Source organism: Microbulbifer sp. VAAF005 (genome assembly GCF_030012985.1).
Classification (GTDB): domain Bacteria; phylum Pseudomonadota; class Gammaproteobacteria; order Pseudomonadales; family Cellvibrionaceae; genus Microbulbifer.
In genome coordinates this window covers 1,743,111-1,764,183 of sequence record NZ_CP120233.1, presented here as the reverse complement: position 1 = coordinate 1,764,183, position 21,073 = coordinate 1,743,111, and the positions used below count along the sequence as shown (strand labels likewise).

17 protein-coding genes are annotated in these 21,073 nt (G+C 42.7%); 13 read left to right on the top strand and 4 right to left on the bottom strand.

The features are described 5' to 3' along the window. The first annotated feature begins 184 nt into the window (after positions 1-184). The 7 genes from P0078_RS07810 (at position 185) to P0078_RS07780 (ending at position 6,902) form a co-directional block, all read left to right on the top strand. Positions 185-682 (top strand): pilin, encoded by a 498-nt coding sequence (locus P0078_RS07810; protein WP_282933851.1) that lies wholly within the window; start codon positions 185-187, stop codon positions 680-682. A 91-nt stretch (positions 683-773) separates the two neighbouring features. Continuing rightward, entirely contained in the window at positions 774-1,277 is a 504-nt protein-coding gene (locus P0078_RS07805) for a serine hydrolase domain-containing protein (RefSeq protein ID WP_282933850.1), read from the top strand. Continuing rightward, a complete protein-coding gene (locus tag P0078_RS07800; RefSeq protein ID WP_282933849.1) occupies positions 1,274-1,942 on the top strand; it encodes a serine hydrolase domain-containing protein in 669 nt (222 codons plus the stop codon). Before P0078_RS07805 ends, P0078_RS07800 begins: the two co-directional genes overlap by 4 nt. A gap of 153 nt (positions 1,943-2,095) precedes the next feature. Next, positions 2,096-2,956, top strand: a complete 861-nt coding sequence (locus tag P0078_RS07795) for a hypothetical protein (protein ID WP_282933848.1) — start codon at positions 2,096-2,098, stop codon at positions 2,954-2,956. 3 nt (positions 2,957-2,959) lie between these two features. Further along, a complete protein-coding gene (locus P0078_RS07790; RefSeq protein ID WP_282933847.1) occupies positions 2,960-4,831 on the top strand; it encodes an AMP-binding protein in 1,872 nt (623 codons plus the stop codon). Further along, the gene (locus tag P0078_RS07785; RefSeq protein ID WP_282933846.1) at positions 4,831-5,739 is read left to right on the top strand and encodes a sulfotransferase family protein; all 909 of its coding nucleotides are present in this window, start codon (positions 4,831-4,833) and stop codon (positions 5,737-5,739) included. The genes P0078_RS07790 and P0078_RS07785 overlap by 1 nt, the downstream gene beginning before the upstream one ends. Before the next feature lie 2 nt (positions 5,740-5,741). Then, complete coding sequence (locus P0078_RS07780) at positions 5,742-6,902, top strand: MBOAT family O-acyltransferase (protein ID WP_282933845.1); 1,161 nt, start codon at positions 5,742-5,744, stop codon at positions 6,900-6,902. 172 nt (positions 6,903-7,074) lie between these two features. Here P0078_RS07780 and P0078_RS07775 read toward each other — a convergent pair whose 3' ends face one another. The 4 genes from P0078_RS07775 to imuA form a co-directional block, all read right to left on the bottom strand. Beyond that, positions 7,075-7,467, bottom strand: a complete 393-nt coding sequence (locus P0078_RS07775) for an OB-fold nucleic acid binding domain-containing protein (protein ID WP_282933844.1) — start codon at positions 7,465-7,467, stop codon at positions 7,075-7,077. Further along, positions 7,428-10,175 carry an error-prone DNA polymerase gene (locus tag P0078_RS07770; protein WP_282933843.1) on the bottom strand — a complete coding sequence of 916 codons (2,748 nt, stop codon included), beginning with the start codon at positions 10,173-10,175 and terminating at the stop codon, positions 7,428-7,430. The genes P0078_RS07775 and P0078_RS07770 overlap by 40 nt, the downstream gene beginning before the upstream one ends. Positions 10,176-10,257: 82 nt before the next feature. Then, positions 10,258-11,763 carry a Y-family DNA polymerase gene (locus P0078_RS07765; RefSeq protein WP_282933842.1) on the bottom strand — a complete coding sequence of 502 codons (1,506 nt, stop codon included), beginning with the start codon at positions 11,761-11,763 and terminating at the stop codon, positions 10,258-10,260. 21 nt (positions 11,764-11,784) lie between these two features. Next, positions 11,785-12,492, bottom strand: coding sequence for a translesion DNA synthesis-associated protein ImuA (gene imuA / locus P0078_RS07760; protein ID WP_282933841.1), 708 nt, complete (start codon positions 12,490-12,492; stop codon positions 11,785-11,787). Positions 12,493-12,697: 205 nt separating this feature from the next. Between imuA and dcd the strand changes: the two genes are divergently transcribed. From dcd to P0078_RS07730, 6 genes are all read left to right on the top strand, one after another. Further along, positions 12,698-13,267, top strand: coding sequence for a dCTP deaminase (gene dcd / locus P0078_RS07755; RefSeq protein ID WP_282933840.1), 570 nt, complete (start codon positions 12,698-12,700; stop codon positions 13,265-13,267). 33 nt (positions 13,268-13,300) lie between these two features. Continuing rightward, complete coding sequence (locus tag P0078_RS07750; protein WP_282933839.1) at positions 13,301-14,509, top strand: BaiN/RdsA family NAD(P)/FAD-dependent oxidoreductase; 1,209 nt, start codon at positions 13,301-13,303, stop codon at positions 14,507-14,509. Between the two features lie 713 nt (positions 14,510-15,222). Beyond that, on the top strand, positions 15,223-16,029 hold the full coding sequence (locus P0078_RS07745; RefSeq protein ID WP_152454496.1) for a TnsA endonuclease N-terminal domain-containing protein: 807 nt from the start codon (positions 15,223-15,225) through the stop codon (positions 16,027-16,029). A gap of 2 nt (positions 16,030-16,031) precedes the next feature. Continuing rightward, a complete protein-coding gene (locus P0078_RS07740; protein ID WP_152454495.1) occupies positions 16,032-18,176 on the top strand; it encodes a TnsB C-terminal domain-containing protein in 2,145 nt (714 codons plus the stop codon). Between the two features lie 59 nt (positions 18,177-18,235). Beyond that, positions 18,236-19,630: an ATP-binding protein gene (locus P0078_RS07735; protein WP_216646257.1), complete on the top strand. Its 1,395-nt coding sequence runs from the start codon at positions 18,236-18,238 to the stop codon at positions 19,628-19,630. A gap of 22 nt (positions 19,631-19,652) precedes the next feature. After that, on the top strand, positions 19,653-21,068 hold the full coding sequence (locus P0078_RS07730) for a TnsD family Tn7-like transposition protein (protein WP_152454494.1): 1,416 nt from the start codon (positions 19,653-19,655) through the stop codon (positions 21,066-21,068). Positions 21,069-21,073: the final 5 nt, after the last annotated feature.

Genomic DNA, 21,073 nt, shown 5'->3' with positions numbered 1-21,073 from the left:
CGATCTCAAATTTGGCTTTTCCGCCAAATCGATAGAACTGTGCTACCAGTCGCATTAACAAAGCTCGTACCATCGTATGTCTTGCAAGAGTTGGCATAAACCTTGTATCTTGCTTGTCGACTTCCTCACGGGATGCGCTCCCTAGCGGGATTCACTATCTAAAGTCTGTATGGAGACGGTTACAATGAAAAAGCAACAGGGTTTTACTCTTATTGAATTGATGATCGTAGTTGCGATCATCGGTATTTTGGCAGCGGTAGCGATCCCGCAGTACCAGACTTACGTCGCTAAGTCACAGGTGAGCCGTGTAATGCAGGAAACTGCTTCCCTGAAAACGGCTGTTGAGAGCTGTTTACTGGAAGGTATTACCGATGCAGCTGACTGTGAGCTGGGTTGGACCGACAGTAACCTGATTACCGCATTTGCTGGTGCTGGCGATCTGATGATTGGTGCTGCTGCTGAAGAAGATGACATCCAAGGCGGCCTGACTGTTACGCTTGCAGCTGATGGCTCAGCGTCTATCGTGGCGGCATTTGGCCAAAATGCAGCTGCGGCCCTAACTAATGCAGATCTGACTTGGGCTCGTGATACTGATGGCGTGTGGAGCTGCTCTTCTTCTGCAGACTCTAAATATCTGCCTACCGGTTGTGAAGAGGAAGAGGAAGCGCCAGCGGCTGACTAAGGCCGAGTAAAAACTGCCTCTTTTGCTAACTCCGGTGAAAGCAGCGATATAAAGGGCACCTACGGTGCCCTTTTTTATATAAGGGGATTTTGTGCTAAAAAAACTGGCTGCTTACATTTCACTGGGCATTTTGGCTGCATTTGTTATTCACCAATGGGTAGCTAACCCTTACAGAATTAAACGGCTCCTATATTCCTTTGAGGCTATCGCTGCTGAATCTTCTATACGCTGCTCTAATTTTGCCCCTCATTGGATGCCTGAGGCTTTGGAGTACGCTATTTCATCTGGAGGAGCGCTAGCAAATCAATTGGCCTATATCTCTCCTGAGGGTAATTTGTACCATTGTGAAAGTGGCTGGATGGGGTCAACTTTATTTTCTTCCAGGGTTTCTGTTGATAGCCGTTTCCGGTATGCAAGCCTTACAAAGGTTTTTACGGTTGATAGTATTCTTCGTGGCGTTAATACCGGAGACATTGACCTTAATGATCGGATTGTGGATATCTTGAGTATATCGGGCGAGGTGGCTGATTCACGAATTAACAGAATTACGGTCAGGAACCTTCTGGAGCATTCAGGGGGTTTGATCGAAAATTGACACCTGACCCAGTTGTGGTGCCAGGTGAAGAACCCTGGTGTCCGTATAAAATGGCAAAGTTTAGGGAGGTAAGCCTCGATTTTGAACCGGGTCAAAGGCAGAGTTACTCAAACTTAGGTTATTGCCTTCTGGGGGCTGTATTGGCGCAGACTCATGAGCGGCCATATAAAGAGTATCTTTTGCAAAACTATGATCTGCATTCTCGCGGGATAAAGTTTATAGCTTCAGGCTATTATCCTGATGAAGTCGAATACGATTTTCGCAATAGCCCTATTTATGGTAAGGGGTACACCAGCCAATTTGATTTTAATGCATTAGCATCCTCAGCAGGCCTAACGGGAAGCGCTGTGGCATTAGCTAGTGCTGTGCTGCCAATGTTGGATCAAGTGCCCATGAACATCCTGTCAGATACTAGTAGTCGAACTTGTGATATGGAGACAGCTATTCGCTGTTATGGCTTTGGCTTATATACTTATCGCTCCACAGCAGGGGGGCTAAAGGTGTTCGTGCAACCGGGGCGACTTTACGGGATGTCGGGGACATTATTGATTGATGAGTATGGAGGTGTCACTGTTCGCCTGGGGAATGGTGAGCCTGAAAGATTATCGACTTTTGGTATGGATAAAGTACTTTATCAAAAACTTTCTGCTTATTATGGGAAATGATTATGGTAGGCAAGTTTAGGGGGTTATTTTAAGTTTGAAGGGTAAACTAAAGAGCTAAATAGAAGCTCAGGACTTTGATAAGTAGTTACAATAGCAGTTAAACCTGAATGGTTTATTGTGAGCTTTAGTATATTTGATCCTCTATAGTTGAAAATGTCTTTTCTTTATAAAAAAATTGCGATTCCTATCTCTACTTGGTTATTTTCACTTTTTCTTTTAACACTTTCTGCAGGCTACTTCTATTACGGCCTGCTGTCAGATATCCCTCCATTATCTGAGTTTGCCGAATACAACCAGCCTAGAATGAACCAATTTCAGTCTGGAAACGAAGTGGTGAAGATTGTGATGATGGGGGATTCCAGGTTGCGCTATGCCACCCCATTAAGTGAAGACTTTTCTGTAATACTATCTAAGCAGCTTCATGTTCCCGTACAAGTGCTTAGGCTTACCCATGATATGGCAATCTTAAAAGACTTTAGAGGATTGTTCCCAGATATCTATGATGCAAAACCAGATTTGATAGTGATCCAGCAAGAAATGTTGACTAAAAAGCGGACTTTGGAATCGCGAATCTATTATGCTCGCCGTTTTATTGAGTCAGAATATTTCGGGTCAATAAAAGGGGAAACTGTATTTGATCAGGAAAAATTCCAAGTTTCTATGGGATGCGGCGTTATGCGTAAATCTGAGACTGCAGAAGAGCGACGTGACTTTTTCTTAAAGTGGGCTTACTTCAGTAGCATCCAGGAGCGGCCGCAGACGGTAACCGACTTTCTAAGTGAGTTAGGACACTTGGGGATCCCTTTGCTTGTTGTCTCGATTCCGGTATCCCCAAAGGGACGCTCTATATTTCCTATCCCGCAAGATGAGCCTGTTTTTTATACTGCTCGTCCTGAATATAATTTCTCGGATTCCCAATATTGTGATGTCGTACACCTGAATACAAAAGGAAGGAATGTATATACAGCTTGGTTGGCGGCTGAACTGGAAAAAAAACTAAAGGTTGGAGGATAGCCTGTGTCTAAAGATATCTATAGTCCGTTAGTTTCTCTATTTAAGGAGAGTTTTCAAAGTATCAATGGAGATGGATATTTTTTTAAGGGGAAGGACGCAACCTTAAAGTACAGTGAGTTTTGGAGCTTGATATGTAATACCCGAGGCTTACTGCGGCGGCTTGGTGTGGTATCAGGTCAGCGTGCCTTAATTGTCAGTAAAGAAAAGCATATTGTTGCCGTACTTTATGTTGCTTCTCTTTTGGAGGGGGTTACAGCGATAGTATTGGACCCCGATGCTTCAGGTACTGAGTTAGAGCTTTTAACGAAGAAAAGCGACCCAGCTATTATTTTTATAGATAGTCAGATTTTTTCTCGCGTATATAGTTTACAGCGAGCTGAATCTGAAAAAGTGGTCGAGATTGACTGTGCTGTTAAGAAGGCTAAATATCCAGCTCTGTTTGTCAGTAAGGAAAAAAAGAATTCCTTAAAGAAAAGATACCCTGCAATGTTGGATTTTGAGTCGGCGGCTTCAGATTTTCTGGAGTTATCCTCAGATACTGCGGGGTTAGTCCTGTTTACTTCGGGGACAACGGGAAAGCCAAAAGGTGTCGTGCATACCCATGCCAGTTTATATGCTCAAATGGAAGCCTTTATACAGCATTTTGGTCTTTCTAAAGGAGCTGTAATCGCCAATCACCTTCCCCTCCACCATACAGATGGTCTCAACCAGGGGGTCTTGCTGCCATTAGTTGTAAAAAGCCAATGGTTGGTTCCACCGTCCCCAGATATGCAAAATATTGGTCAAGTGCTGGACTTAATCTATAGAGAAAGAGCAACGCATTTTATTACTGTTCCTACAGTGCTTGGCATGATAGAGCGCCTGCCGGAAGAGTTTGATGATAGCTTTTCCTCTCCTGAATTTCAGTTTGTGGAGTCGACAGCAGGGCCTCTGGATAAAGAGGTTTGGGAGAGGTTTGAGCAGCGTTTTACTGCTAGGATCGTAAACTGCTATGGCTTGACTGAAACTGTTTGTGAGTCAATTTATTGCGGGCCAGATGAAACCTCTCGTCGAGTGGGAAGTGTTGGCAAGCCCGTTCAATGTGATGTAAAAATTGTTAGCCCGAAGGGTTGTGAAGTTGAACCTGGAAAAAGTGGTGAGCTATGTATTCGTACCGCAGCAATGATGCAGGGTTATCTTGATGATCCTGGCGCCACTAGTACAGTTTTGAAGGATGGTTGGTTTTATACTGGCGACTTGGCAAGGTTGGATGATGACGGTTTTGTATATATTGTTGGGCGAATAAAAAATATCATTATACGGGGTGGGATAAATATTATTCCGGAAGAGGTGTCTGGGATCTTGAAAGCGTTTCCGGGGATTGATGAAGCAGTAGTTATTGGGCTGCCAGATCAGTTGCTTGGTGAAAAAGTAATTGCTTGCGTTGTTTCTCATTCTTGTAATCCTTTGCCTATAAACGATATCTTCATACATTGCCGGGACTTGATGGCTAAGGAAAAGCTGCCGAATAAAATTATTCAAGTTGAAGGCTTGCCATATGGGCCATCCGGAAAAGTGGATTTGCCGACGCTTAAGGTAAAGGTAGGGGGCGATATAGGGGGAAAATCTGATATATTCTCCGGAAAAGAATCCGATATATGCGATAAAGTTCTTATGCTGGGTGCATCAGTCTTTCGCGTATCTATAGAAGCTCTTTCATTGAAAACAAGTCCAGATAATTTAAGGGAGTGGGATTCACTGGCTTTTCTAGAGCTGCTAATGGTAGTTGAGAGCGAGTTTCAGATAAAGTTAGATGCATCTGATGTACTAAAAATAAGATCTTTAGGTGATTTGGTCTGCTTGCTGGGAAAAGAAGTGGAGGCAGTAGGGGTGTGATGAAATTTGGTAAAGGTATTACAGTTTTAGGGCACCCTCGCTCTGGTACAACTTTATTGCGTCGGCTTCTTAATTTGCATGAGGCTATAGCATCCCCACCTGAAACACATTTATTTAGTGCCTGTGCACGCTTTATTGACAGGGATCATACCGCGGATGGCGTTGATATGGGGGTATTGTCAGGGCTTAATTTTGCTGGTTTTGATGATGAAGTTGTACTACAGGAGTTGAGAGAGTTTGCGTTTGGTTTCTTGAATAGGTTTGCCGAGCGTCAGGGAAAAAGACGTTGGGCGGAGAAAACCGCATTTGATATTTTCTATTTGGATTCGATAGAAAGAATCCTTGAAGATCAGGTTTTTTATTTGGGTATTATACGCCACCCACTGGATGTGGCAGTTAGTTCAGTTGAATTTTGTGATGCCGCTGGGGTTTACCCCAAAGTGATGCATAGTTACATTAAAGAATACCCTAGGCCTATCGAAGCGTTTGTGAATTCCTGGATTGAAACAACACAATCATTGCTATCTCTGGGGGAGCGTCAAGAAGACAACTGCCTGATAGTGCGATATGAAGATTTGGTTACAGATACAGAGGAAGTTCTTGCTCAAATCTTTTCAGTTCTTGGTGAGGCTTTTGATAAGTCTATTTTGTCGAATGGATTTAGTGGGTCAGAAGTTATAGGTTTTAGTGATCATAAGAGTTATCAGCGGAAAATTGTCGATACTGAGAGTCTCTCAAAATGGAAGGGATTGCCCTCACCTCTGATATCGCAAGTGGCTGAAAAGCTTAATCCGCTATTAGAGGTTTGCGGTTATGATCTATTGGATGTAGAAGCTCCCATTTCTATAGATGTAGCTCGTCGGCGATATCAGAATAGTTTGTTAGTACATTCAATGAGTCAAAAATAGCAATGGATGATTTCACTTTTGTTTCCATTGAATGGGTTGTTTGGGCTGTTTCTGGGATTGTACTTTTTTGGCTTTCGCCGGTTAAATATCGTAGCCAAATCGTTTCCTTGGTTACTTTTTCGTTTCTTTTTTGGGTGGATAAATATTCTTGCCTTATCCTGGTTTTAATGGCACTACTGTGTTTTATTGCTGTTGGAGGGCGTCAGGTCAGTCAGTTTAGAAATACCGTTTCGGTTTTACTAATCATTGCAGCATTACTTATTTATAAGGCGGTCGGATCCGGATTAAGCCTGAATTCGGATTTCTTTACTGTAGGTGTAATCCCTTTAGGTCTATCTTTTTACTCCCTGAGGTGCATGCATGTTATCTTTGAGAGAGGAAGAGGTAATTTGGGTCAGGTATCACTATCTGCGTTAATACCTTATTTATTTTTCTTGCCAACAATTTGGATGGGGCCGATACATAGATTTAGCGAGTTTGAACGGGATCGCCGTAGGCATAGATGGGATTATGAGCTTTTCTCGCAAGGGCTGGAGAGGATTATCTACGGATACGTAAAAGTAGTAATTATTTCCGGTTTTTTCCTGGAGTTAGCCTGGCCTCACTGGGTGGTTGAAATTACCAGTGAGCAATCACAGTTTTGGCAATATCTTGAGCTTGTCAGGGGTGGGCTTAACCTATATTTGCTCTTCTCTGGTTATTCTGATATTGCTATTGGTTTGGCATATACCTTGGGGTACAAGGTTGGCGAGAATTTCGCTATGCCTTATCTCGCTAAGAATATATCAGAATTTTGGCGTCGTTGGCATATCTCACTTACTAGTTGGAGTAATGAGTATATTTATAAGTATTTTATGGCTAATACTCGAAGTGCCAGTGCGAGCGTGCTTGCTTCGTTGCTGGTTATTGGTGTTTGGCATGAGTTATCTCTGAGATACTTTGCTTGGGGAGTATATCATTGGCTGGGCATTTTATGCTGGCAGGGGTATACACGGCTGAAGCCTATATTGCCTTCGGTAGGATCAGTTTTTTGGGTTAGAGTGTGGGAAGGCTTTTGTGTACTGTTAACGGTGCATTTTGTGTGGCTGGGTTTCTTGTTGGTTGGCCAAGTAACTTTTTCTGATATGTCTTCTGTGTTGAATTTACTATTTTTGGGGCGGTAGTATGAGATTGTTTCAGTTTTTATCCACTTGGTGCCCCGCTTGGGTCGCAACATCACTGACGGCAGTTTGGTTTTGTTTTCTGATATGCAGTGTCTTTTTCTTTTCTGTTACATTTGATGTTGAGTTCAAATATGGAGAGTTGTAGGCTGGCGAATTTAAGGCTGTTGTAGCTCTACTCTAGGCGGAAAATATGTTCCCCTTGCAGGTAGGTTGTTTGTGCCACGTTTCCCTTATGTGAGGCGGATATTTGGATTCGTCCGTTTATTTGTAATATGCGCCCCTTTATGATTTCTTTCTTAAATGCTTCTTGAGTATATTTCCATAAGATGATGTTTATTGACCCGCTTTCATCTTCTAAAGTAAGAAATAGTACCCCGGAAGCGCTTTGAGGCCTTTGCCTGCAAGTTACCAATCCGATCACAGATACTCTTTGGTCATTTTTACAATTTATGATTTCGATTGCTTTTTTTGTGTGATGAAATTTTCTTTGTTTCCGAAGGAAGCTAATAGGGTGCTCGCGTAGGCTCAGGCTAGTGATGCTGTAATCATCATTGGTGTTTTCCATGCTGGAATAACTGGAATATGGAGGGGTTCTCTATTTACCTCTGAAACATTAATAGAATTCCAGATATTCTTCCGTCGCCCTCCATTTAAGTTTTTAAGTGCATCAGCCTGGGCTAAGTAGTTAACTTGCTCTTTGAGTTCTGGGCGTTGAAACAGTTGTCTTAAGTTATACTTTGGATTTTCCAGTCTAAGATTAGCAACTAGCTTTGATGTTGATTGTTTTACTCCTTTAATTAAACGCATGCCAATGCGAAGTGCGACAATTATGTCGTGAGACTTTTTTCCATGGTTCGTTTTGTTAAGCCTGGATGCATGATTCTTAGTTTCAGTTTTAGGTGTCTTAAGCTCTAAAGTATGATCCCAATAGCTATAAAGTACATCAATAGGCAAAACCTTAACTCCGTGGCGTTGAGCATCATAAACCAGCTGTGCCGGCGCATAGAATCCCATCGGTTGGCTATTGAGCAGTCCACAGTAAAAGGCTGCTGGATGATGAAATTTAATCCAGGCGGAAAAATAGGCTAAAAGCGCAAAGCTTGCAGAGTGAGATTCGGGGAAACCATAGGAACCGAACCCCTTCATCTGGTTGAAGAGCTGCTCAGCAAAACTTTCCCTATAGCCATTACTTTGCATTCCCCGCACAAGCTTATCCCTGAATTTATACAAGTCTCCATTTTTTCCCCAGCTGGCCATGGCTCGGCGAAGCTCATCCGCTTCACCGCCGCTAAACCCTGCTGCGACCATCGACAGTTGAATAACTTGTTCTTGAAATATAGGAACACCGAGAGTGCGCTCAAGCACTGGCCGTAAGCTGTTATGAGGGTAGCGCACGGTCTCCAACCCCTGCTTGCGCTTAAGGTAGGGGTGTACCATACCGCCTTGAATTGGCCCGGGGCGGACAATGGCGATTTCTATAGTAAGCTCATAAAAATTTCGGGGTTGTAATCTTGGTAGCATGCTCATTTGAGCGCGAGATTCAATTTGAAAGACTCCAACGGTATCGGCCTTGCACATCATTTCGTAGACCTGTGGATCTTCAGCGGGAATATCCTGCAATCGCAATTTGGGGCCGTATAGAGCGATATAACTCAGGGATTTACGCAGTGCTGTCAGCATTCCCAGGGCGAGCACATCGACCTTCATTAGTTTTAAATCTTCAATATCCTCTTTGTCCCATTGGATTAGGGTGCGATCCTCCATAGCGGCATTTTCAATAGGAACCAGCTGGTGCAATGGTTGTTCCGTAATAACAAAACCGCCTACATGTTGCGATAGATGTCTTGGAAAACCATATATTTGCTGCAGTAACTGTGGGAATATTTTTCCTATTGCGCTGCTCGGATCTATTCCTACTTTCTGCATCTGCTGGGGGAAACTATCTAGAGTGTCCCACCAGGCGCGTTCAGCAATAAGTTGTTCTATTGTGGCAGCGTTGATACCAAGGGCTTTGCCGATATCTCTTACGGCACTTTTAAAGCGGTAGGTGATCTTACTAGCGGTAAGTCCAGCTCTTTCGCGGCTATATTTTGTGTAAATATACTGAATAACTTCTTCACGTCGTTCGTGTTCAAAGTCTACATCAATATCTGGGGGTTCATTGCGTTCCCGTGAGATAAACCGTTCAAATAGCAATCCAATTTTATGAGGATCTATTTCTGTGATGAATAGGCAGTAGCAAACTACTGAATTGGCTGCGGAGCCTCGGCCCTGGTACAAGATATGATTTTCGCGGGCAAACTGGACTATATCGTAAATGGTTAGAAAGTAATGCTCATAGTGCAGTTCTGCTATTATTGCGAGTTCTTTATTGATAATCTCATCAATTCTCTTTTCAGGACCCTGTGGCCAGCGAGCAGCCCTTCCTATTTGTACTAGCTTTTTTAAATAGCTACTCGCATTACTTTCTTGAGGGATAACTTCTGATGGGTATTCGTAACTGAGTTCGCTCAAGCAAAAAGTACACTGTTTGGCAATGAGGTTGGTATTGTCTATAGACTCTTTGGAGTGTAACGACTGGATATCACCTAAGCTGCGAAGATAACGTTCAGCATTTTGCTCAATACGATACCCTAGATTATCCAGGGTACAGTTATGGTAATTTGCGTTGAGTACATCTTGTAGTGGCTTTCGGCTATAGCAGTGCATCAAGACATGATTGGTTGCAACCAAGGAAATATTCTCTCTTCTTGCAAGCTCACTAATTCTATTGGACTTAAGGCTTTCCTCTGCGTGTAGGTGATTGTTGATGGCAATGTAAAGCCGTTCGCTGAAGGTTTTCTTGATTTCTTCAGGTATTTCTATCTTATTAAAATTTGGAATCCAGATGGCAATTAGGTTTTTGCATAACTCTACCAGGTCACTTTGATAAGTAATGTAGGTTCCTTTTTCCGCTCTTAAGCGTGATTTTGAAATTAACTGGCATAGCTCGCTGTAGGCAGTTTTGTCCGGAGCCAGTAGAACTATTTCTATGTTGTTATGGAGCCGGAAATAACTGCCAAAAATTAGTTTAAACTCGGGATTTTTAGAGTCTGTAGACTTGATGGTTTCAAGTTCTTTATAGGCTCTAACGGCTCCGGAAAGGGAGCATTCATCGGTGATAGCAAGGGCTGTATATTGCAGGTTGTAAGCAGTTTGGACTAATTCCTGCGGATGCGATGCCCCCTGCAGAAAAGAAAAGTTGCTTTGACAAAAGAGTTCGGCGTACCTCATGCTGATTCTCTCGGCGTCTATCTGTTGATTGTGATGGGATTTGGGTTTTGGTGAAGATCAGTATTAAGAAAGGGGTTTAGGCTTAGCTATAAACACCATGTAAAAACCACTCTTCGGTTGTAAGATCCTGAAAGACCCAGTAGAGCTCATCTCTTCTATTTTTTGCGATATAGTAATCCCGCCCATGACGCCCGTGCTGCCACCAATAGCCATCAATTCGCTCTGGCCCCTGTAATAGTTGAAGCTCTCCCTGATAAAATAATTTGTGTTCGCTACTTTCCAGTTTGGTTGGATGAGCTAATAGCCAGTTGGGGCGCGGTGCTTGGATGGGCTTAATTTGCTGTCCCTTAGCGTTACTTTTAATTATCAGGGTATCTGTATTTTGCCAGGCCTGCTCTGGTAGGTAGCTTTCTTTTAGGGCAATTCCCGAGAGTGCTTGATGACCGAGGCGGGCTTTTAATTTGTCTAATAGCTGTTGGCTGCGTTTATGTCGGCTGCCTTCACCAAATAAATCTTCATCCAGTGATCCCTGCTCCAAGGGGAGTAAATGCTTACAATTTAAGCTGATGGACTGCACTGGCTGATTAAGAGTTACTCTTTCCATTTGCAGCTTGGTTAGTGCTATTAGGCGTTGAGGGTCCAACTGCGGAGTGGAGAGTTCTACGGTTATTTCCTGAGATTCATTTTGGCCGAAATCCATATGCCAATTTAATTGTTGTGTGTAGAGCTGGCGTCGCTGCAACTGGGAGCATAATTCCCTTAGTAGGCGACCGATAGGAAATAGCAGCTGTTCGCTATTATCCAAGGGGCTGGGGAAAAATAGCTCGCTGCGGAATTGTACTGGAGGCTGATAACTACAGACTGGATCTTGGCGAGTTCCGTTCAGGCGTGCCAGGTAGTCGACAAATGGACGGCCAAAACGAGAGCCTACCTCAGAGAGTGGAATAGCGAGCAGCTGGCTTACTCGCTTGATACCACATGCGTAGAGCTTGGAAATAGTTTTTTTGTCGCAATTAAGGAGCTTGGATGGGGCAAAGCTAATCCACTGTCTCCACTGCTGAGGGCTGGGCGGAGAATCTGATTTCGCAAGCCAGTTCCGGTGTTCTGTCAGTTGGCTTAGCATATGAGCTGCACTGGGACTGTGGCCGAGGCCCATCAGGCTGTGGATTCCCATCTGTTCAAGCTCATCGCTCAGCTGCTGTATCAATGCCTTGAAGCCACCGCTGGCCTTTAGGCAGCCGCTCAGCTCCAGGTATAGGTGGGCGGGAGTGCTCTCTCCATTGCTCAAAGGCCCTGCGGACTGAGGTGATACAAGTGGTGTAAAGCTGTATGCCCACTGGGCCAGTTGCTGTAACTCTTGTTGTTCCCGCTGGGAATCGCGTTGTAGCAGCTGTAAGTCTGCACAGAGAGCAGACGCAGTGGCAATACTGAGTCCGGTCTCAACACCGCATTGGGATGCCGCTGGGTTTCTATCAATCACCAACTGTTTTTCAACCACAACTTGGGGTAGAGCCTCTTCTCCTTGTTGCTGAGCGCGGGTCAGAACCTCTAACGGAAGCCTGGGGAATTGAATACAAAGCCATAGCATGGAGCTACCCCTTGAAACCGTTCAGTGCATTGGTTGGTCCTGTCGGACCAGTTTTGCTGCTCTTGCCAAATAGAGGTTTTGGCCTGAATTTCCGCCCAATTGCTTTGAAAGCCTTAGTGCCAGCTCTCCTTCCCTGGGAGTGAGCTGTAGGCGCAAGCTCGCGGGTGAGGGGTTTGCTGATTCACACTGAGGGCGAAAGTGGAAGTGCAGACAGTCCCCATTGCGGGCAGCGAGCTGCAGGCGACGAAGATCTTTATGGTTCAGGGATTGCCGCCCCTGCCAGCTGAGTAAGGCACCACAGCTTCCGGATTGTAGGGATTGCTCGATCGCCCAGAGAGTATCCTTGGGGCCTCGGGGGTGCAGCATCAGCAGGTTCTCAAGGCGGATACCACTGTTGGCTAATGAGGGCGCATAGGGGATATGGGGTGGATTGACCATTATGACCATTTGCCCCCTCTGAGTGAGATCTGCCAGGGCCGGAAGTAATAGGGTGAGTTCACCGATACCCATCTGGTCCATAAGTAGCTCAGTAGTGGCCCCTCTTGGCCAGCCGTGGTTCGCAAGGAGGGCATCGAGGCTTGGAAAACCACTGGCGATGCCGTTTTGCTGCCGTCGGGGCTCATTCGCTGCTTGCCAGATATCGGCTCTGGTGAGTAGCTGTGCCAGTTTCTGGTGTTTTGCCTGGCGGTCTAACTGATTGTTTTCTATGAAGTTTTCTGCGCTGCCCACGATTCCACCACTGAATTTTAGCCCGATCTGGCCAATACCTTTGCCTTAAACTGTATGTGTATACAGCGATACTGTTAATTTATACAGTATATATCCAGTGGCAACAAGTGAGAATTCATTGGATAGGCACTTTTTTGCACAGCCTAAACCGGCTATGATTCCGCCTCTTTAAATGAGCACTAATTATTCTATTCAGGGGGACGGAGTGAGTATCAAGTCCGACAAGTGGATTCGCCGCATGGCAGAGCAGCACGGTATGATTGAGCCTTTTGAGGCCGGTCAGGTGCGTCATAACGATAATGGCGATCGACTCATCTCCTATGGCACCTCCAGCTATGGCTACGATGTTCGCTGTGCTCGTGAATTTAAGATTTTTACCAATGTTCACTCAGCGACAGTTGACCCCAAGACCTTCGATGAAAACAGCTTTGTGGATGTTGAAGGCGACCACTGCATTATTCCGCCAAACTCCTTTGCCCTGGCGCGTACAGTGGAGTATTTCCGCATCCCGCGCTCTGTATTGACGGTTTGCCTGGGTAAATCCACTTATGCCCGTTGCGGTATTATCGTCAATGTGACGCCACTGGAGCCGGAGTGGGAAGGTCATGTGACTTTGGAGTTCTCCAATACCACTAACTTGCCCGCGAAGATCTATGCCAACGAGGGTGTGGCACAGATGCTGTTCTTCGAATCCGATGAGGTTTGTGATGTGTCCTATGCCGATCGTGGTGGCAAATACCAGGGCCAGCGCGGCGTTACCTTGCCTCGCACCTGATCACCGGTCTTACTGCAGTACTATTTCCTACCTATGACAGAGGTTTCTACCAGCCAGCTACCTGAAAGCGTCGATGTATTGGTCATTGGTGCTGGGGCAGCTGGACTAATGTGCGCGGCTACAGCGGGCCAGCGCGGGCGCAACGTGTTGGTCCTGGACCACGCCAACAAAGTCGGAAAGAAAATCCTGATGTCTGGTGGTGGCCGCTGCAACTTTACCAATCTCTACACCAGTGCAGAGAACTTCTACAGTAACAACCCCCATTTCTGTAAGTCCGCCTTGGCTCGCTATAGCCAGTGGGACTTTATTGCATTGGTGGAAAAGCACGGGGTTGCCTACCACGAGAAAACCCTCGGTCAGCTCTTTTGCGACAATAAATCAAGGGATATTGTCGACTTGTTACTGGCGGAATGCCGCGCGGCCAAGGCACAGATCCGCACGCGCTGTAGCATTACTCAAATTCGAGCTCTGGGGCAGGGGTATAGGGTCGAAACCAGTATGGGGACGGTTACCTGTGAATCCTTGGTCGTGGCTACCGGAGGCCTTTCTATCCCCACCATGGGGGCGAGCGGATTTGGCTATGAGATCGCTAAGCAGTTTGGGCTTGATGTAGTTCCAACTCGAGCAGCGCTAGTGCCATTCACCCAGCATAAACGGCAATTAGAGCGTCAGGGTACCCTGCCTGGAACCTCTCTTTCAGTGACCGCTTCTTGCGCTGAAGGTAGTTTCCAGGAGCAGATGCTATTCACTCACAGGGGACTGAGTGGGCCAGCGGTTTTGCAAGTTTCCAGCCACTGGCGAGAAGGTCAAACGGTAGTATTTGACTTGTCTCCAGAGAAAAATCTGGCAGAGTGGTTACCGTTGCGCCGACAACAGAGCCCGGATAGCCACTTACACAGCGTTTTGGCTGAGGTTTGGAGCAAAAAGTTAGTACAGTTTTTCCTGCAGCGAGCGCAAATTGTCAGCCGCCCCCTAAAACAGTTTGGGGAGGGGGAATTACAGCAAGCTGGAGAAAAGTTACAAAGCTGGAAATTGGTACCGGCGGGCACTGAGGGTTATCGCACTGCTGAGGTAACATTAGGTGGAGTCGATACTGCACAGGTCTCTTCCCGTACTATGGAATGTAAAACCCGGCAGGGGCTTTATTTTATTGGTGAGGTTCTCGATGTAACCGGCTGGCTCGGCGGGTTTAATTTCCAATGGGCTTGGGCTTCAGGTCATGCCGCAGGAGAGGTGGCTTAATGGTGTGCCGGTACAATAAAGTTTGAACACTGTAGAAAAAGTTTGAACACTGAATAATAAAGTTTGAACACTAATTATAAAGTGTGAATATTGCCACATCTGCGAGTGCACTCAGCGGGAGAGGTAGTCGTGCAGCCTATGCAGCAGGAATAAATGAGGATGAATATAACAATATATCCTTCGTTACTAGTTCAAAATCGATAACAAACCAAATCTTATATATAGATATTAAGTGCAAACTGTTGATTTGAATGCCACCTTTTAAGGCCTTCCGTATTTTAAGCCAAGCTCAGAAGTTGTGTAAGGCTTTATATGGCTCACAAAATACTCATTAAATGAGTCATAGAGCCTATTTCTATGACTCACAAAATACCCATTAAATGAGTCATAGAGCCTATTTCTATGACTCATAGTAGATTTACTTTGGCTGAAAATTTTATGAGATATTTTCTTTTTATAAGAAATTATCAAGACAATCCTTAAATCATATAACATAAAAAAATCAGATTTATAATAGGTAGAAACACTCTACGGTTTAGGCGTAGCGGTCCTACGAATTTGTAAGATCTGCTAAATTTCATAATGTTTGAATAAGGATGAACACAACCACTTAAATATGACCTCAGTATGTATACTATAGATACCGGATTAATAAATCTTACAGACCTAAGATGTTAATGCTTTAGTCATAAATCAGATTGGGGTGAAAAGTTTTGGCGCGACACAGAAGGTTAGAGAGGCTAACTGATTTTCAAAGAGCTCTGAAAAACAAGTATGGGCTGGGAGCTGGAGAAGAATACAAACCCTGGCTGAGAGTTCAGGATGTTAAATCTAAGGGAAATAGTGGAAAAATTCAGGGTATTAAAGTTAATAGAGAGCATCATACCCTCTCAGAAAACGAAAGCTGTCTCTTCTATCTGGTTGAAAACTGTGATTCAGTAATCGATATAAGGGAACAGTTTCCCCTTCTCCCCCTAGACTTTTCTATCAAGATTGCAAAGAATCTAGATATAAATCATCCAAAAGTGCCTGGTTCTGGATCATACAATGTCATGACTACAGACTTTGTTTTGACTTGCACAGATAAACACGACTTTTGGTATGAGGCTATCTCTGTTAAATCAGCCCAAGAACTATCAATAAAGCGTACAGCTGAAAAATTAGAAATTGAACGTATTTGGTGGGAGCTTCTGGGGGTAAATTTCCATATATATACTATGAATGAAATATCGGTTATTCAATCTAAAAATATTCAGTGGTTTACCTCTGCATATAGACAAGGACGTAGATTTAAGGAAAGTATAGAAAAGCAAGCCATAAAGACATTACATGTCGGGATCAATTTGATCGAAGATATATGCAATGGATTCTGTAAAAATGTAGATGTTAAGAACGATGAAGCTTTAGTACTTTTGAAGCATTTAATCGCTATTAAGAAAGTTGAGGTAGACTTAAGTAAACCGATAGCAGAGTCTGGAGTTATAGATATAACAAATATTCTTTCATCAATCGGTAGGTAAGCATGCGAGTTGAACGAAACAGTGTTTGGAGTATAACTGATATTGATGGGGTTGATAGTGGTGTGTATCGTGTTCTTGAACTTTTTTATGATATAAATATTCTGGTTCTTTTTAATCTTGAAGAATCTGGAGGTTTAAGAAGGCCTATTAAGATTGATAGCTCCAGATTTTTGTGTGCGATTAAAGGAGGAGCTGTGAAAAGAAACTTTAGTCCTCTTCCCTACTATCAGCTAGCTGATGAGGGGTTGATACCTGAAGCTCATATTAAAAAACGTGATAGAAATATTGAGCTGATAAGTGAGCTAATAGAAAATCCAGATTTTCTCCTTGAGATTTCTACTGAAGAAAGAAGCAAAGTTCTGGTAAATCAGGCGAAAAGTAAAGGGGTAAGGGCTCAGAGAATATATAGGTTATTAAATCAATATTGGAGGGGTGGGCAAGAAAGAAATGCCCTCCTGCCTGCTTACAAGAATTCTGGAGGAGCTGGAAGAGTTAGGGTCTCAGGAGGTCTTAAACGTGGAGCTCCAATAAGAATGCTTACACCGAGCATGGAAATACATCAAGGGGTTAACACTTCGGAAAATGATAAGAATAATTTTATTTTAGCGATGAAGAAGTATGGCTTGAAAGGGCGTCGAGTTCCATTTAGTCAAGTTTATGAAAAAATGTTGAAGGAGCTATACTCACAAGAACTAATACTGGCAGAGAGTGAATCTAGGTCGCCGAATGTTCCATCATATCGTACTTTTATATATTGGGTTAAAAAATTAATCCCAAAAAATGAAATAATCCGAAAGCAAACTACAGTGGGTGACTTTGAAAGAAACAAGCGTGGGTTAAGAGGAGCTGCGACAGATCATACCGAAGTTCCTGGAAGTTGCTTTGAATTGGATTCAACAGTACTGGATGTTCATATTGTCTCTGAATTTAGGCGCTCTCATGTTCTAGGTAGGCCTACTGTTTATTGTGTGGTAGATAAAGAAAGCAGGATGATTGTTGGGCTTCACGTTTCTATGGAATATGCTTCTTGGCGTGCGGGTCGTCAAGCTCTTGTCAATAGCTTTACGGATAAGAAAAGTTATTGTTCTAGGTTCGGTATCGAAATCGAAGATCATGAATGGCCTTGCCATCATATCCCCCAGCGTTTGCTTTGCGATCGAGGGGAGTTTATATGTAAGAGCGCTGAAAAATTAGCCGTTCCATTAATCGGTCACCTGAGTATAGCTCCACCTTATCGCGCCGATCTTAAAGGCATTGTGGAACGAAGATTCGAAATATTGAATAAAAATCTAGTCCATGAATTATTAGGGACAACTAGAGGACATCATTATATTCGAGGTGATCGTGATCCACGTCTCGATGCAACATATACATTAGATGAAGTAACAAAATTACTTATTGATGAGGTTATGGAGCATAATAATTCTCTATTTGACGGTTTAGCTGCACAATCCGTCTTGTTAGTGCAAAATGGATTGCCCCCTACACCGCTTAATTATTGGAATATCCATCTAAAAAAGCATCGGCATGCTTTAAGTAGATCAGAGGAGTCCGAAGTAAGGGCTAAACTTCTACCTGCGGTAGAAGTATCTATGACGAGTAAAGGTATCCGCTTAAATGAGGATATGTACTATGAATGTGACCGGGAAGAATTTCAAGAATGGAAAGTGCTTGCCAGGTCTACCAAGTGCTGGAAAATGGAAGCTCGTATCGATCAAGATAACTCTTCATTCATATATGTTCGCCTTAAGGAGCGCGAAGGGTTCACTAAATGCAACTTGATGAAGTTTTCTGCAAGCCTTAGTGATAAGCATCAAGCTGATATATTGTATTTTAAAGATTGGAAAAAGAAAGAAAAATGTAAAAATAAACCAGGTAAAAAGTCTATAGAAAGACATAATAGACGTAAATTAGTTAGCCAAGTAGCAAAAAGTGAGACAAAAAAAGATGTACAAGATAAGAGTAAGACTGAGCGAATAAAGGGAATGAGAACACGAAGAAAAGAGGCGGTTCTTGATAGACGAATTGAATACGGTGAATCCATTAGAGAAGAGAAATCAGAACTATATCCCGATGATGAGAACTTAGAGTCAAAAAGGAAAAATGAAGCTGTCTCATTAATAAAAAGGAAGAGGCGGAACCAGTGAGAGGTGTAAATTATGCAGAGTATAACATTGCAATACTCCCGGAGCATCGGGGGAACCCCTTGATCGAAGCATTACCAAAAAAATTGAAAGATGAGGATTTGGTAGAAAAATTAAGTAGCTATCCTTCATTTTCTGAAAACGAGAGAAAGTTGAGTGCTTTCGAGCGTATTGAATACCTTACAAGAATCGAAGAGTTAAGGCAGCCTCTTCCAGTATATCTAGAATGCTTTAGAGCAATTGAAATTGCGATTAAGAAAGGTTATTCAAGCAAGAATCCCCTGTCGCCGACAACCATGAACTATTTACACTACCCTGTAGACCAACGATCTAAAGTTGCTCCTAGAACAGGTTATTTCAAATCTAACGGGAGTGGTATAACTTTACTTGGGGAAAGCGGTGTCGGAAAAAGTTGTATGCTAGAGCAGATTTTAAATTGTTTTCCAGAAGTTATTGAGCATCGTAAATACCAAGGTGAGCCTTTATATATTAAGCAAGTAGTATGGGCTAAAGTAGATTGCCCAGAAAACTCAAGTATCAGAGCCCTTTGTCTTAAGATTTTATCGGAAATTGATAGAAAGCTTGGAGGAGAAGAGACTAAGCCAGAAAAAACGAGTGATCTACTTGTTAAGCAAATTGAAGCTAAAATAAAGTCTAGCTTTTTAGGTGTCATAATAATAGATGAAATGCAGCATTTAAATTTGGCAAAAGCTGGAGGCGAAGATAAATTTCTGGGGTTTCTTCATAATCTTATGAATGAATTGGGAGTTCCCATTCTTCTGTGTGCAAACCCTCCTTTTGACAAATTATTAGGGAAAACTCTAAAGACAGCAAGACGTGCAGAAAGTCAAGCTTCTTTTACTATGGACTTGATGAAAAATGATGAGGAGTGGACCATGTTTGTTGAAGAACTTTGGGTGTTGCAATGGACAAAGGAAAAAACTCCTTTAACTAAATCTCTTAGTGACAAATTATATGATCTATCTATTGGTAATATGGATCTGGCTGTAAGAATTTATAGGGAGTCTCAGCGTTTAGTAATTGGTTCAGATAACGAGTCTATAACAGAATATGTCCTGGAGTATGCAGCAAAAAAAGCTATAAATTTCTCCAAAAAATCTGTAGATGAAGCAAGGATAAATAGGCTTGAAAAATTTCGGCGTATCAGAAGGGAAAAGAGTAATAATAGGTCTAAGGTCGAAACTAGTGAAATTTCCGTTAAATCTATAGATACTTCGAAATCAGAAGTTATGATTATCCCCGGAGATTTAAATCGCCCCCAGCACCATGAATTTCATCAGAAGCTATCTTACTTGCAATCTATTGGTGACTTAAATGAACTTATTAAAGATCCAGACTTGATAAGGCGAGCATCTATTGCAGAGAATCCTGAAGCTGAGTTAAAAAAAATGGAAATTTTATTTAAAAATCCGATCAAGCATCTATCCTCAAAGTAAGTTTCACCCCATATTTGACAATATGCTCCTGCCCAAAGCTTTTCCTGATGAACTTTTCTTTAGTCGAATTATTCGCTTTGCTACTATTTCTGGATTAAAGGGTAAAGAGTTTAATAAAATATATCTTGCTGAGGAGAGGGCCTCCATACACCCCTTTTTGACATCGAATCTAAAAAAACTTTCAGCCCTGACAGATGATGAAGCGTACGAAATTTTATTTGGTCAGACATTGGCTCCAATATATATATTTTATTTGCCTAAGTATTCAAATAACATAATAAAATTTATGTTGAGTAATGATAGCGCGAGATCAATAAGGGAAAGTCAGCTCCCATCATTTGGTGCAGGTTCTTCGCTATGCTTGAAATGGTGTCAAGAGTGCGCCTGTAGCGATATAAATCAATATGGAGTTGCTTATTGGCATAGGTCGCATCAAATCCCTGGGGTCTCTTCTTGTGGTATACATCCAGTACTCTTAGAGAGAATTGACTTACTTAATCGTCAACGAATTAACCTTGGATTGTTACCATCAGTGACCTGCTGTGCTAAAGAAGCATCTAGTGTTGAATATAAGGTAGGTAAGTTTGGATATGATTTTTTAAGAAAGATCAAATGGCCTATTCCGTTAATAGATGTTACTTCAAAATATCGCCTTAAATTAAATAATATGGGCTTGGTAACGAATAGTGGCCGTATTAGGCGTCTAAAATTAATGCAAAATTTTTATGTATATTCACAGCAGTATCGGCCATTTTATAATAGCTCGCTCCCAAAATCTTCTGAAGACTTCAGATATGTTTCTCAACTTTTAGTTCAAGGAGCAAGCCATAATCCCTTCCAGCACATTTTTTTCTCAAGTTGGCTTTTTTCTACCTTCCAGCAATTATTAGAGGATCATAATAGTGTAGAGTTTGAATTCCAAACCCGTAAAAAGGATTTTGCTATGAGGACGAAAAGGAAAGAGAGGAAATGTATTGATATTCTACGAAGCAGGTCGCTTAATGAAACCTCTAAAATTACAGGGAAAAGTAGAACTTATCTGAAAAGACTTGCAGCGCTCCACGATATCCCCTTGAATCTTAAGCCAAAGAAATTATCTAAGGCTTGTAGAGATGAAATTATTCACCTTGGGTATACAAGAATGAACCGGCATCGAATAGCTACAATTTGTAAAATTGGTGTAGGATCAGTAGAACAAGTTATCTCAACTCATCCTGAACTAGTAACTTATCGTAAACGATGCCATATGGAGTCAATGCGACGTCGCTATAGGCTAAAAATCCTTAAATATTACAAATCCCACCCTAAAGCAATTCGTAAAGATATTAAGTTACACTGTAATAAAGCCTTTTATTGGTTGTATTTATATGATCGTGAATGGCTAGAGGTTGCTCTACCTAAACCTCTAAAGGCTAAGGGGAGGTATCCTAAAAAATAGAGAAC